The sequence below is a fragment of the Catenovulum agarivorans DS-2 genome, from assembly GCF_000568405.1.
GTDB classification, from domain to species: Bacteria; Pseudomonadota; Gammaproteobacteria; order Enterobacterales; family Alteromonadaceae; genus Catenovulum; species Catenovulum agarivorans_A.
In genome coordinates this window covers 1-14,091 of the sequence record NZ_ARZY01000011.1, presented here as the reverse complement: position 1 = coordinate 14,091, position 14,091 = coordinate 1, and the positions used below count along the sequence as shown (strand labels likewise).

The 14,091-nt window shown below is 40.3% G+C and carries 11 protein-coding genes; 10 read left to right on the top strand and 1 reads right to left on the bottom strand.

All coding sequences use genetic code 11. The features are described 5' to 3' along the window. Positions 1 to 100 precede the first annotated feature (100 nt). On the bottom strand, positions 101 to 886 hold the full coding sequence (locus tag DS2_RS07655; protein WP_035014180.1) for a DeoR/GlpR family DNA-binding transcription regulator: 786 nt from the start codon (positions 884 to 886) through the stop codon (positions 101 to 103). 378 nt (positions 887 to 1,264) lie between these two features. Between DS2_RS07655 and DS2_RS07650 the strand changes: the two genes are divergently transcribed. The 10 genes from DS2_RS07650 (at position 1,265) to DS2_RS07605 (ending at position 13,980) form a co-directional block, all read left to right on the top strand. After that, positions 1,265 to 2,287, top strand: coding sequence for a TRAP transporter substrate-binding protein (locus DS2_RS07650; RefSeq protein ID WP_035014120.1), 1,023 nt, complete (start codon positions 1,265 to 1,267; stop codon positions 2,285 to 2,287). Then, entirely contained in the window at positions 2,256 to 2,774 is a 519-nt protein-coding gene (locus DS2_RS07645; protein ID WP_035014119.1) for a TRAP transporter small permease, read from the top strand. The genes DS2_RS07650 and DS2_RS07645 overlap by 32 nt, the downstream gene beginning before the upstream one ends. Positions 2,775 to 2,780: 6 nt before the next feature. Beyond that, positions 2,781 to 4,073 carry a TRAP transporter large permease gene (locus DS2_RS07640; RefSeq protein ID WP_035014118.1) on the top strand — a complete coding sequence of 431 codons (1,293 nt, stop codon included), beginning with the start codon at positions 2,781 to 2,783 and terminating at the stop codon, positions 4,071 to 4,073. 35 nt (positions 4,074 to 4,108) lie between these two features. Continuing rightward, a complete protein-coding gene (gene kduD, locus DS2_RS07635) occupies positions 4,109 to 4,882 on the top strand; it encodes a 2-dehydro-3-deoxy-D-gluconate 5-dehydrogenase KduD (protein ID WP_035014117.1) in 774 nt (257 codons plus the stop codon). Between the two features lie 40 nt (positions 4,883 to 4,922). Continuing rightward, the gene (kduI, locus tag DS2_RS07630; protein ID WP_035014116.1) at positions 4,923 to 5,753 is read left to right on the top strand and encodes a 5-dehydro-4-deoxy-D-glucuronate isomerase; all 831 of its coding nucleotides are present in this window, start codon (positions 4,923 to 4,925) and stop codon (positions 5,751 to 5,753) included. 409 nt (positions 5,754 to 6,162) lie between these two features. Further along, positions 6,163 to 8,355, top strand: a complete 2,193-nt coding sequence (locus DS2_RS07625) for a bifunctional rhamnulose-1-phosphate aldolase/short-chain dehydrogenase (protein WP_035014179.1) — start codon at positions 6,163 to 6,165, stop codon at positions 8,353 to 8,355. A 32-nt stretch (positions 8,356 to 8,387) separates the two neighbouring features. Next, complete coding sequence (rhaI, locus tag DS2_RS07620) at positions 8,388 to 9,680, top strand: L-rhamnose catabolism isomerase (RefSeq protein ID WP_035014115.1); 1,293 nt, start codon at positions 8,388 to 8,390, stop codon at positions 9,678 to 9,680. 128 nt (positions 9,681 to 9,808) lie between these two features. Continuing rightward, the gene (locus tag DS2_RS07615) at positions 9,809 to 11,521 is read left to right on the top strand and encodes a nucleoside transporter (protein WP_035014114.1); all 1,713 of its coding nucleotides are present in this window, start codon (positions 9,809 to 9,811) and stop codon (positions 11,519 to 11,521) included. A 226-nt stretch (positions 11,522 to 11,747) separates the two neighbouring features. Further along, complete coding sequence (locus DS2_RS07610; protein ID WP_035014113.1) at positions 11,748 to 13,154, top strand: FGGY-family carbohydrate kinase; 1,407 nt, start codon at positions 11,748 to 11,750, stop codon at positions 13,152 to 13,154. Positions 13,155 to 13,272: 118 nt separating this feature from the next. After that, positions 13,273 to 13,980: a FadR/GntR family transcriptional regulator gene (locus DS2_RS07605; protein WP_051479719.1), complete on the top strand. Its 708-nt coding sequence runs from the start codon at positions 13,273 to 13,275 to the stop codon at positions 13,978 to 13,980. The last annotated feature ends 111 nt before the right edge of the window (positions 13,981 to 14,091 follow it).

Here is a 14,091-nt window from a genome sequence, read left to right as displayed (position 1 = left end):
AGCAAAATTAACCTGAACTCGGGATAACAAGTTCAGGTTAATTTAATAGGGGAGCGTGTTTGTGGTATATCGTTTAACCATATACCACAAAAAAATTCAGTTAGTCGTCTGCAGCTTCTACTACAATAACCTGAATATCATGTTTTTCGAAGTGGCGGATGGTTTCGGCATCTGCATTTGAATCAGTGATTAAGATGTCAACATCTTCTAGCGGGCATAAAATGAAATTACTGCGTTTTCCTAACTTAGTGCTATCAGCCAAAATAACCAATTTTTCAGTTTGTTTCATTAAACGCTGCTCTGAGCGGATGAGTAACGGGTCTGATTCCATTACGCCAAACTGACCAATGCCCGGTGTGCCCATAAACATCATAGTGCTGTGGTAGTATTCTGTGTTGTCTCTTTCATAAGAGCTCAAAATAATCCCTTGCTCGCGGTAAACTTCACCGCCAGGTAGTGTGACCTGAATATCGCTGTTTTCGCTAATATAAGCGGCTAATACAAAAGAATTGGTTAACATGTTCAATTGTTTATCACGCAGGTATTCACCCATCATATAAGTAGAGCTACCACCATTGACAATAATTGAGTCGCCATCTTTACATAAATCAGCCGCGCGCTGAGCAATGCGCTTTTTGGTTTCTGTGTGTTTCTCTTTATCAACAAAAAATGCTGAACTGGAGATGTGTTTCTTACTTGGCGCTGGGTTTATTGATTGAGCGCCGCCGCGAATCTTTTGGATCTCCCCACGCTTTGACATCTTTAGAATGTCCCTGCGTATTGTTGCTTCAGACGCATTCAGTTTTTCGGTTAAACTTCTAACGCTTGCGAATTGTTCTTGGTCTAGGATATCTTTTATTAGTTGTTGTCTATGTCTTTCTAGCATTGGAAGCCCCTTCCCATTCATACTATTTTGTGTGTTGTCTAAATCATTATCCATATTCTATTCGCAAAACCTCAAAGTTAACAGTCTATTGGCTATTATAACACAAAATGACGTAAAAAGAAATTTATGGATTGTTGTTGACTGTTATGTGTCTATTCGTGATTGACGTGTGGTGTTTTTGTAAAATTTTTGGTTTTTTTAATTCGTATTTGAACTAAAATTAATCATTGTGCTTGATTTTTATTGCTTATGTTGTCAATAATAATCACTTGTGTATCTTACTCAAACAAATTTAAGCAACTTTTTTATTACTTTCTGTACACGGAACACAATTAAACGGTTGCTTTTGCTGTTTTAATGCTGAATTTTGAGGTGAGGATGAGTCGCTTTTCTAAATTTATAATCCTATTAACCGCTATCGTGGTAGTCGTGCCAGTAATTTATTGGCAAGAGCGGGCAAGAGATGTCATAGATATTCGCTTAGCTCATGGACTTGACCAGCAGCATCCGGTGCATCTGGCTTTAGTATTCATGGATAAGCGATTGCAAGATATTTCAGGTGGGCAGATGCGCTTGGATATTTTTCCAGCGGGGCAACTTGGTTCAGAGCGGGAAATTATCGAGCTAATCCAAATCGGTACCCTAGGTATGACTAAGGTGTCGGCAAGCTCTCTTGAACCATTTGTTCCCGAAATGAAGGTGTTTAGTCTGCCATACTTGTTTAATGATCACGACCATTACTGGAAAGTTCTCGAAAGTGATTTAGGGCAGCAATTGTTAGACTCTGGCAGTCGATATCGAGTGAAGGGCCTGGGATATTTCGATGCTGGCAGTCGTAGCTTTTATACAACCTCTAAAAAGGTAGAAAAGCCAAGCGATTTAAATGGGTTGAAGATCCGTGTAATGAACAGCCAATCTGCGGTAAATATGGTTAACACCATCGGCGGCGCTGCAACACCTGTTAGCTGGGGTGAATTATATACGGCGCTACAGCAAGGCATAGTTCAAGGTGCCGAGAATAACCCACCTAGTTTCTATTATTCTAAGCACTATGAGGTGAGCAAATTCTATTTGTTAGATGAACACACCTCGATTCCGGATGTCATTATTGTTGGTACTCATTTGTGGGACAGTTTGTCGACGCAACAACAAGATTGGCTGCAACAAGCCATGCATGAAGCAACTCAATACCAAAAGAAGATTTGGGCTGAGTCTACGCAAATGTCTTTGCAAAAAGTAGCTGAAGCTGGTGTGACTATTTTGCAAGCAGACAAAGCAATATTTCAGCAAAGTGTTCAACCGATTTACCGAGCTATCCGCGATGAAAACATTAATAGCCTGATTCAAAAAATTAAATTGATTGGAGAAGATGTCGATGCAATTACATCTAATCATGAATAAATTCGACCGAATATTACGCGTATTTTTAGCGGTTTTAATGGGGTTGCTAGTGATTGATGTCACATGGCAAGTGCTTACCCGATTTATTTTACCCCAGCCAAGCTCTTTTACCGAAGAGGTTGCACGATTCTTGTTAATTTGGGTCAGCCTGTTAGGCGCAGCGTATGCCTATCGTCTCAGTAGTCATCTTGGTTTTGATTTAATGGTTAAAAAACTAGCTGCCAAAGAAGCTGTTTTTTTCGTCCGCTTGTGTTCAGTCTTGGTCGCTATTTTTGCGATTGCAGTGTTGATTGTTGGTGGTGGAAACCTAGTCCTTTTAACCTGGTCGTTGGGGCAGTTCTCACCTGTGCTAAACGTACCAATGGCGTTTGTTTATGCTGTGGTGCCGCTTAGCGGCATATTGTTTTTAATTTATAGCTGTTTGTTTTTTATGGATGCAGAAACTTTCGTTAAAAATGACCAGTTACCATTGGAAGAAGAGGCGTAAGCAATTATGACAAGTTTAATTCTATTTGGTGTATTTGCGATTTTATTGCTTATCAATTTGCCAATTGCGTTAGCAATCATTTTTGCTACGCTGGTTACTATGTTGGCAACGGTAGATACTCTACCGGCACTCACGACAATTGCCCAGCGATTAACGGCTGGGATAGACAGTTTTGCCTTGTTGGCAATTCCTTACTTTATTTTATCTGGTTATTTGATGGGGCAAGGTGGGATTGCGCACCGCTTAATTGCTTTTTCTAAAGTGTTGGTTGGTCGCTTACCAGGCGGGCTTGCAATTGTAAATGTTATTTCATGTGCGTTATTTGGATCTATTTCTGGTTCAGCTGTCGCTGCTACTTCGGCGATCGGTGGTTTCATGATCCCAGCAATGGAAAAAGAAGGCTATAAAAAACCTTTCAGTACCTCTGTTACAGTAACTGCCGCCACTACTGGTATGTTGATACCACCGAGCAACATTCTGATTATTTATTCACTTGCTAGTGGTGGAGTGTCGATCGCCGCATTGTTTATCGCTGGGTATTTACCAGGTTTGTTGGTCACGCTGGCGCTCATCTTGGCTGCTGTTCTATATGTTAAGCGCAACAATGTTCAACCTTTAGCTACTGAATCAATTGAACCATTCTGGCCAGCGTTTATCGGCGCGATTCCAAGTTTATTGCTTATTTTCTTAATTATTGGCGGCATTATTGGTGGTGTTTTTACCCCAACTGAAGCTGGCGCCGTTGCTGTGCTGTATTCTTTAGCGTTATCAGTCGGTATTTATCGAGAAATTTCCACTAAAGATTTGTATCCAATTTTACTTAAAACGGTTAATACCACTTCAATCGTTATGTTGCTAATTGGTGCTTCTTCAGCAATGTCATGGTTAATGTCTTATGAGTCGATTCCACAAACAATCAGTCAGATATTGTTAACTTTGTCGGAAAATCCGCTGCTCATTCTGCTAATTATCAATATTACTTTGTTGGTGGTCGGCACCTTTATGGATATGACACCAGCAGTATTGATTTTTACGCCAATTTTTCTACCAGTGGCAGAGTCGTTGGGCTTATCACCATTGCATTTTGGCATCATGATGATCCTTAACTTGTCTATTGGTTTATGTACGCCGCCTGTTGGCAGTGTGCTGTTTGTTGGATGCAGCATCGGTAAGGTGAGTATTAGCGATATTATCAAACCCATTTTACCGTTGTACATTGCTATGTTTATCGCATTGATTTTGGTCACAATTTTTCCTGCGATAAGTGAATTTTTACCAAGCGCGTTTGGCCTTATTTAAGGTCGATAATTGTAACTTCTTAATAGGAAAACATTATGCAAGCATATTTAACTCAACAATTCGGTCTTAAAGATAAAGTTGCCGTAGTCACAGGTGCAAGCCGTGGTTTAGGGCAAGCCATGGCAATTGCACTTGGTGAAGCGGGTGCAACTGTCGTTGCTGTTGGTTCAAAACCTGAAAACGTGGCAAAAACCATCGATATTTTGCAAGAAAAAAACATTAACTGTTTAGCGTTAGGCTGTGACCAAAGTGACGGTGAGCAAATTAAAGCGGTTATTGATGATACTATCGCGAAATTCGGCCGCATTGATATTTTGGTAAACAATGCAGGCACAATTAAACGTGCTCCAGCACATGAGTTTTCAGATGATGACTGGAACGAAGTGATCAATGTTAATTTAAATGGTGTGTTTAAGTTTTGCCGTGAAGCAGGCAAACATATGTTGAAACAAGGCTCAGGCAAAATTATCAACATTGCATCATTGTTGAGCTTCTCTGGTGGTATCACAGTGCCTGCATACGCTGCTAGTAAAGGTGGTGTGGCGCAAATTACTAAAGCTTTGGCGAATGAATGGGCTCAGTCGAATATTCAAGTTAATGCCATCGCACCAGGGTATTTCGAAACCGACAATACTTATAACCTGCGTCAAGACGCTGAACGTTTCGCGAGTATTTCTGCGCGTATTCCTGCAGGCGAGTGGGGGAAACCAGAAGACTTAGCTGGCGCGACGGTATTTTTATCCAGCAATGCGTCAAACTATATGAATGGTCATGTCATGTTAGTTGATGGTGGTTGGATGGCTCGATAAGCCATTAGTCATTATTTTTCATTATTAAGCGAGAGTTATTATGGATTTTTTATTTGCAGCTGACATTCGCAGCTATAAAGATATGCGCAATCAAGAATTGCGTGATGCATTTGTTACCCAGCAGTTGTTTGCGTTAGGTGAGGTTAAATTAACCTATACTGATGTTGATCGTGGCGTAGTGGGTGGCATTACACCAACAACTGATGCACTGGAGCTACCAACGCACAAAGAATTAGCGGCTGATTATTTTTGTCAACGTCGTGAAGCAGGCGTTATTAACATTGGTGGTAAAGGTTCTATTGTGGCCGATGGTGTAACTTACCAAATGGAAAACAAAGACAGCTTATATCTGGCTAAAGAAACTAAGTCTGTCCAGTTTGTGTCTGACGATGCAAGCAACCCAGCTAAATTTTACTTGGTGTCTTACCCCGCACATAGAGTGACTAAAACAGTTCATGTGCCAAAAAGTGCTGCCAATAAATTAGAGTTAGGTTCACCAGAAACTTCGAATGAACGTACAATCCACCAATCAATTCGTCCAGGTATTGTTGATAGCTGTCAGTTGGTTATGGGCATCACAGAACTAAAATCTGGTAGTGTGTGGAACACTAAACCACCACATACACATTTCCGCCGTACTGAAATTTATATGTACTTTGATTTACCAGAAGATGAGCGTGTGTTCCATTTAATGGGTGAGCCCGCAGAAGTTCGTTCACTTTCACTAGAAAGCGGCGTTGCTGTTGCATCTCCTAGCTGGTCTATTCACAGTGGGGTTGGAACAACTAACTATACCTTTATCTGGGCGATGGGTGGTGAGAACCAAGAGTTCGATGATATGGACCACTTAAAAGTAACAGACCTTAAATAGTCATTTTCAGCCAAAAGCTTGAACGCTCAATGTTTATTCTTGGGCGTTTAAGCTTATCCCCTACCTATCCAGTCAATTTTTTTGCAAGTAATCTATCAGTTTTGATTATATTCGATATTTTGCTACACTCTAATTTAACAAGTGTTAAAGAAATTTGTTTTTTAAATTTGAACTTCACCTTGATCTTATCGAGTGATTATACACTAGTTAGCCTATACACCCCTGTTTTTATGTACTTTTATTTAATTTCTTTTGACAGATTTATTGAAATTGTATGTAAGCTTTTGTTTACTAAATGTTATTTAATGTGATTGAAAGTGATTGAATGTGCTTGACTGTGTGTGTTTGTGGTGTATTATATTTGGATGATTTAGTAGTAGTAAGTATTCATGACATTGGGAGCACACAGATGCCTATAAACAAAGATGAATTTCGCCATGTAGATTACAGTTGGGATGATGCTGCAGTAGAAGGCTTATCGCCAGTAGAAGCATTAGTATATCGTTCAAACATTCTAGGTGACGACCAACGTATTACCAATACGGGTGGTGGTAACACATCAGCAAAATCAACCGAGATTGACCCATTAACAGGGAAGGAAGTAGAAGTTTTATGGGTAAAAGGTTCTGGTGGTGACTTAAGAACATCTAAGCCTGAGAATTTTTCATCTTTATACATGGAAAAGTTAATTGCACTGCAAGATATTTATAACAGTGCGGATGAAGTGGGTGTAAAAACTCAAATTGAAGACGATATGGTTGCTATGTATCGCCACGCGACGTTTAATTTGAACCCTCGTGCAACTTCAATTGATACTCCTTTACATGCTTTTATCCCATATAAGCATGTTGATCATATGCACCCAAATTCAGTTATTGCTGTTGCAGCAAGCAAAAACTCTAAAGAATTAACTCAAAAAATTTGGGGCGACGAGTTAGTTTGGACTGAATGGCAACGTCCTGGTTTTGATTTAGGTTTAAAATTGCAACAGATCTGTCGCGACTACCCTAACGCAAAAGGTGCAATTTTAGCGGGCCACGGTGTAATTAACTGGGCGAATGATAACAAAGAATGTTATGACCTAAGCTTAGACATTATTGAAAAAGCTGCGCGTTATATTGAAGAGCATGACAAAGGTGAAATGACCTTTGGTGGTCAAAAGTACGCAACTTTAGCGGAAGACAAGCGTCACGCTGTATTAGCTGAAGTATTACCTTTCTTACGTGGTTTAGTGTCTGGTGAGAAGAAATTAATTGGTACAGTTCAAGAAGACGATACAATTTTACGTTTCGTAAACAGTGCAGACGCGCCTCGTTTAGCTGATTTAGGTACGTCATGTCCTGACCACTTCTTACGTACTAAGATCAAGCCATTGTATGTAGATTGGAACCCAGAAACTGATTCTGTTGAGAAATTAAAAGAGTTATTAACTGAAGGTGTTGCTAAATATAAAGCAGACTACAGTGAGTACTACGAAAAATGTAAGCATGACAACTCTCCAGCACAGCGTGCTTCGTCTCCTTCAATTTGTTTGATTCCTGGCGTTGGTATGGTTGCTTGGGGTAAAAACAAATCTGAGTCTCGTGTGACTGCAGAATTTTATAACTGTGCTGTTGAAGTAATGCGCGGTGCTGAAGCAATCGACGAGTATGCTGCACTTCCTCAACAAGAAGCGTTTGATATTGAATATTGGTTATTAGAAGAAGCTAAATTACAACGTATGCCAAAAGAAGCGCCATTAGCGCGTGACATCGTAGTTGTAATTGGTGCTGGCGACGGCATTGGTAAAGAAACTGCTTTCCGTGTTGCTAAAGAAGGCGCACACGTTGTTTGTGCTGATTTACGTGGTGAAGCTGCACAAAAAACCGCAGACGAATTAACAGCTATCTACGGCCAAGGTATTGGTGTAGCTGGTTCTGGTATTTCTGGTTGTGGCCCAGCAATTGCGGCTGAAGTAAACATTACTGATCGTGAAAGCGTGAAGAAAATGTTTGAAAAAGTAACTTTAGCTTATGGCGGTATCGACAAAGTTATCGTAACTGCGGGTGTATTCTTAGCACCGGGTCAAGCTGGTATGAGCAACGATCAACAATTTGACGTAAGCTTCGCTGTTAACGTAAAAGGTGGCTATATTGTTGGTACTGAAGCAAACGAACTTTGGAAAGCTCAAGGCTTAAAAGGTGCGTTAGTATTAACAACTAGTGTAAATGCTGCCGTGTCTAAGAAAGGTTCATTAGCTTACGATACTTCAAAAGCGGCTGCTAACCACTTAGTTCGTGAATTAGCGGTTGAGTTAGCGCCACTTGTTAATGTAAATGGTTTAGCACCTGCTACAGTTGTTAAAGGTAGTACCATGTTCCCACGTGACCGTGTAATCGCTTCTTTAACCAAATATAACGTAGAGTTTTCTGAAGCGGATTCTGATGACGATTTACGTGACAAGCTAGCAAACTTCTATGCTCAGCGTACGCTAACTAAGTCGCCAATTACACCAGCTGACCAAGCTGAAGCGGCTTACTTAATGGTTTCTGGCCAATTAAGCAAAACAACTGGCCAAATAATTAGTGTAGACGGTGGTTTACACGAAGCCTTCTTGCGTTAAGCACGAAGTGAGTATTCGAGAGGATAATTAATATGACAACACGTATAGATAAAGCTTTAATCGCTGAACAAAACGCTAAGTTAGAAGGTTTCGTTAAAGAAGATTATGAAGCATTGGGTAATAAATTAGCGCGTGAAGACATCAATATTGATGACATCACTGCTATGGCTGAAGAGTTTCAAATCGCTGTACCTTCATGGGGTACAGGAACAGGTGGAACGCGTTTTGCGCGTTTCCCTGGCATAGGCGAACCTAGAAACATTTTCGAGAAATTAGAAGATAGCGCTGTTATCAACGATTTATCTCAAGCAACTGAACGTGTATCTCCGCATTTCCCATGGGACAAAGTGGATGACTTTAAAGAATTAAAAGAGTTTTCTGATAGCTTGAGCTTAAAGTGGGATTCTATTAACTCTAACACATTTCAAGACCAAGCTGGTCAAGAGCATAGCTTCAAATACGGCTCTTTAAGCAATACGTCTAAAGAATCTCGCGATTTAGCAATTCAACACAACCTAGATTGTATTGAATGGGGTAAAACTTTAGGTTCTAAAACTTTGACTGTTTGGGTTGGTGACGGTTCTAACCACCCAGGTCAACAACACTTCCAAAGTGCTTTTGAGCGTTATTTAGAAAGCATGAAAGAAATTTATGCTGGTTTACCAAGTGATTGGGAATTGCACATCGAACACAAAATGTTCGAGCCTGCGTTCTATTCAACCATCATCCAAGATTGGGGTTCAAACATCTTGGCTGCAATGGAGTTAGGTCCTCAAGCTAAATCTTTAGTTGATTTAGGCCACCATGCACCAAACGTTAACATTGAAATGATTGTTTCTCGCTTAATTCAATTCAAGAAATTAGGTGGTTTCCACTTCAATGACTCTAAATACGGTGATGACGATTTAGATAGCGGTAGCTTACACCCGTATCAACAATTCCTGATTTTCAATGAATTAGTTGATGCAGAATACCGTAAGCAAGAAGGTTTTGGCCCTAACTACATGTTAGACCAATCTCATAACGTTACTGACCCAATTGAGAGTTTGATGAATTCTGCTGCAAGTGTTCAACGTTCATACGTTGCAGCGCTTTTAGTTAACAGACCACTACTAACTCAATACCAAAACGATAACGATGCATTAATGGCTAGCAATACGTTGAAACACGCGTTTAATATCGATGTTTCTCCTATCTTAGCGATGGCTCGTTTACGTAAAGGTGGCGCAATTGACCCTGTAGCAACTTACCGTGCTTCGGGTTATCGCCAAGCGGTAGCGAAAGATCGTCCGTCAAACGGACAAAGTGGCTCTGGTATCGTGTAGTCCCTGGTGAAGGAACAGGAAAACTTCCTTCATTTATGTGTGTGTAGTTGAGGCAGGGACGCCTTTTTTCTTTTTAGTAGCTGTCTTCAATTTAATAAAATTCAAAGAAGAGGGCTCGGAGGTCTAACATGGCAACAGCCGAAGAATTTGAAACTCAAGCCGTTTCACCCAATAAGCTTCAAGGAGCTAAAACATTTGCAGCAAGCTATGCAGGCGAGCACGTTGCAGGTACAGAATTTGTTATTGGTGCATTATTCGTTTCATGGGGTGTAAGCGCCAACGACGTTTTATTAGGTTTAATTTTAGGTAACCTATTTGCAGTATTAACTTGGGGTTTAATTACTGCGCCTATCGCAACAGACACGCGTTTAACTTTATACGCTTATCTAGAGAAAATTGCTGGTCCTGGCACCATCAAAGTCTATAGCGTAATTAACGGTATTTTATTCTGCGTACTCGCAGGGGCTATGATCACTGTTTCCGCTTCAGCCGTACAGGTTTTATTTAACATACCACCACAAACCAATTGGTATCCAACTAATCTGGGATTTGTTGGTGTTGTATTAGGCGTAGGTGCAATTGTTGTTTATATGGCGGTGAAAGGTTTTAAGAAATTAGCCGCTTTTGCGGAAATTTGTGCACCTTGGATGATATTAATGTTTTTTGTTGGCGCGTTAGTATTATTGCCAACAATAGTTGACGGCACAGCAGGTGTTGCGTCTTTATCTAGTTTTGATGATTTCTTAAATATTGCGAACAACACCATTTGGGTACAACAACCTGACGCAGGTGTTGGTTTTTGGCATGTTGCTGCATTTGCTTGGATTGCTAACTTAGCTATGCACGGCAGTTTAGGCGATATGACCTTATTACGTTTTGCTAAAAGTTCTCGTTATGGTTACTTCTCAGCTTTAGGTATGTTTATTGGCCATTACATGGCTTGGGTTTGTGCAGGTATTATGGGCGCAGGCGCAGCTATTTTAATGGGCACAACCATTACTCAGTTAGACCCAGGTTCTGTTGCTTTCCAAGCTTTAGGTTCCTCCGGTATTTTAGCGGTAATTATTGCTGGTTGGACAACCTCTAACCCAACTATTTACCGTGCTGGTTTAGCCTTCAGTTCACTTAACTCAAAATGGGGCCGTACAAAAGTAACCGTTGTTGTTGGTGTGGTCACTACTATTGTTGCTTGTTTCCCATTTGTATTTTCTCAGTTGTTAGGTTTTGTTGGCATCATGGGCATTATGTTGGCTCCTGTTGGCGCAATTATCGTAACTGAACACTGGATTTTCCCAAAAATCGGTTTCACGCGTTATTGGTCTAAATACAAAAACAACACAACTAATTTTGCAGCATTGGCAACTTGGTTGGTTTCGTTAGCTGTGGCTTATTGGTTAGAAAGCAGCGGTACTTTGCATCTATTCTTTATCTTGATCCCAATTTGGTTATTTGCGACTGCTTTATACATAGGCTTAGCAGGTGCTATGGGCGCTAAAGCTAGTTACAAAGAATCTAAAATTGCCGAAGTTGCTGAGTTAAAACGTAAAAAAGCCGAAGCTGAGTATTTAGCCAATGAATCACAAGCTAGTGCATCCGCAAGCCCAGTTCAGTTGCCTGTATTGGCTTCTTTAGCAAAATATGTATCTTACGCTTCACTAATAGCTTGTTTGGCAATTGGTTTAGCTGCTTATATTAACAATGATATGGAATCTGCACGCTCTTGGTTAATTGTGCCGACTATCATTTATTTTATAACAGCAACGTACGCTTATATTGCGACTCAATCTTCGGCTGAAGATGAGTCTGATAGCGTTGATACTAAGCCTATTCAAGCTAGTTAATTTTAAGCGGTATACATTCCTAGAGTGTGAAAACTCAACACGTTTTAATCATAAGGCTCTAATAAATTAGGGCCTTATTATTTAACCAGGACTCTAGCTTTCTAGAGGCTATTTATCCTTATTACCGCGTTGAATTTAAAAGAGTTAAATCAATATAAATTGTGATGATCGCTATTTATACTGATTTAGCTTTATATTCAATTGTGACAATTACAGAAGTATTCCTATGCAGAAAAATGACCAAAAATACACCTTAGTTATGGATATAGGCAAAACCCACGTCAAAATACATGTGCTAGACGCAAGTTATACGTCGGTTTTTTCTCAGCATATAAGTAATAAAGTGGTAGATACGCCTGAGTATCCAAGCTCTGATGTGGCTACTATTTGGCAATTTTTTCAGTCTGCAATTAAACAAGCTGCAGAGCAATATTTGATTACAAGCTTGAGTATTACCACACATGGCGCGACAGCCGCGTTAATTAACCGGAATGCTGAGCCAGAAAACGCTCTGGTATTACCTGTGTTAGATTACGAATACGAAACAATTTATACTGACAGTACAGGTTATGAGGCAGTTAGACCTGACTTTAAACAAACGTGTTCACCAAGTTTGCCAGCCGGTTTAAACTTAGGCAGACAACTTTATTGGCAGCAACAAAACTTCCCTGAGCAATTTAGCCAAGCAACCGATATTTTAATGTACCCGCAGTATTGGATTTGGTTGTTTACCGGGCACTTATCATCTGAGATCACTTCATTAGGTTGTCACACAGATTTATGGGACATAGAGCAAAACCAATTGTCTAGCTTAGTTGATGCGCTTGACTGTAAAAACAAATTCCCACCGTTAGAGCCAGCTTGGCAAAATTGTGGCACAGTAAAAGCCGAACTGGCTGCTGAACTAGGTTTGCCGGCAGACTGCGCTGTATTTAATGGTTTGCACGATAGCAACGCAAGCTTTTTACGTTATCGTTTAACTCAAGGCTCACAACCATTTACTGTTATATCAACTGGTACTTGGACCATTACTATGGCGTCACAAGTTTCAGTCAGTAATTTAAATCCAGCTAAAGACATGTTGGCAAATATAGATGCGTTAGGTACACCTATTGCCTGTGCTCGTTTTATGGGTGGACGTGAATTTGGCGAAATTTGTCAACAAACAGGCTGTGATGTGGCAGACGCTTTTACCGCTGAAGATTTGCAAGCGGTTATCAACAGCAAAGTGTTTGCATTACCTAATTTTGCGGGCGGCAGTGGACCATTTGGTGATGCTAAAGCAAGTTTTGTTGGTGATTATAAAAACCACAAAGGGGTAGCGATAGCAACCTTGTACACAGCATTATTGGTAGATTACCAATTAAGCCAATTAGATGCCCAAGGTGACATTTATATTGAAGGTGCGTTTTTGAAAAATCCATTATTGTGTGGATTAATCGGGCAACTACGCCCTGAGCAAACCGTCTACTTGTCGATGGACGACACAGGTACAGTGGCCGGAACAGCTGCTCTAACAAATTGGGGCGCGGTTGACCTGCAAGTTAACACCAGTATCGCTAGCGTTAGTAAACTGAATGACATACAGGCATACAAGCAAGCATGGTTAGAGCAAATTTCTGCTAATTGTTAACTAAAAAGCCAGTTAAATAATACTTTTGTAATTAATTGGCAAATTGGTAAAATAGCTTAACTGAGTAACAATTGATAGTTTGGCCAAGGCCGGCTAGCTAAGATAGAGATTTGTAAGTATGTCGAAATTTGACGCATTTAAGGTAATAACCACCGAGAGACTTTATATTAAAGTTGCAGGCCAATTAAAAGAGCTTATTGAGCAAGGTGTATTTAAACCAGGCGAAAGATTTCCGGCTGAAAGAGCGTTGGCAGAAAAGCTAGGCGTAAGCCGCCCAACTATTCGTGAAGCGATGATTGCGTTAGAGTTAGCTGGTTTAATCGAAATTCGTACAGGCTCTGGCATTTATGTCGCGACTGCGCCAGTAAAGAAAGACTTAGACGCATCAGATGATGAAATTGGCCCGTTTGAAAACCTAGAAATGCGTTACATTTTGGAATCTGAGATGTGTGCGATCGCGGCTCAGCGTATATCAGATGAACAGTTAGATAGACTTGAAGCTGCTTTGATCAAAATGGAAAACTCTAAAGATAGCCCAAGCGCTTGTGAAGAAGCAGATAGTGAATTCCACTTAATTATTGCCGAAGCGACTCAAAACACCGCAATGTATAAAACGGTTAAATGGTTATGGGAAGCTCGTAATCAAGCTTATCGTAGTACTGCGTTTTTTGAAAAAATTCGTCAAGAAGGTATTCACCCGTCAATTGAAGCTCACAGAAAAATATATCAAGCCTTGGCAAATCGTGACAGTGAGCGTGCACGACTTGCAATGAAAAACCATATAGATGGTGCAACCGAAAACGCAGCGAAGCATTTTGAAGACTAGGCCTAACTTATCTCAATTGATTTAAATAAAAACCCTAGGTTAGTTAACTAACCTAGGGTTTTGTTTATTTGAGATTATAAGGGTAGTGTTTAGAAATCTGTGTCACTCAAT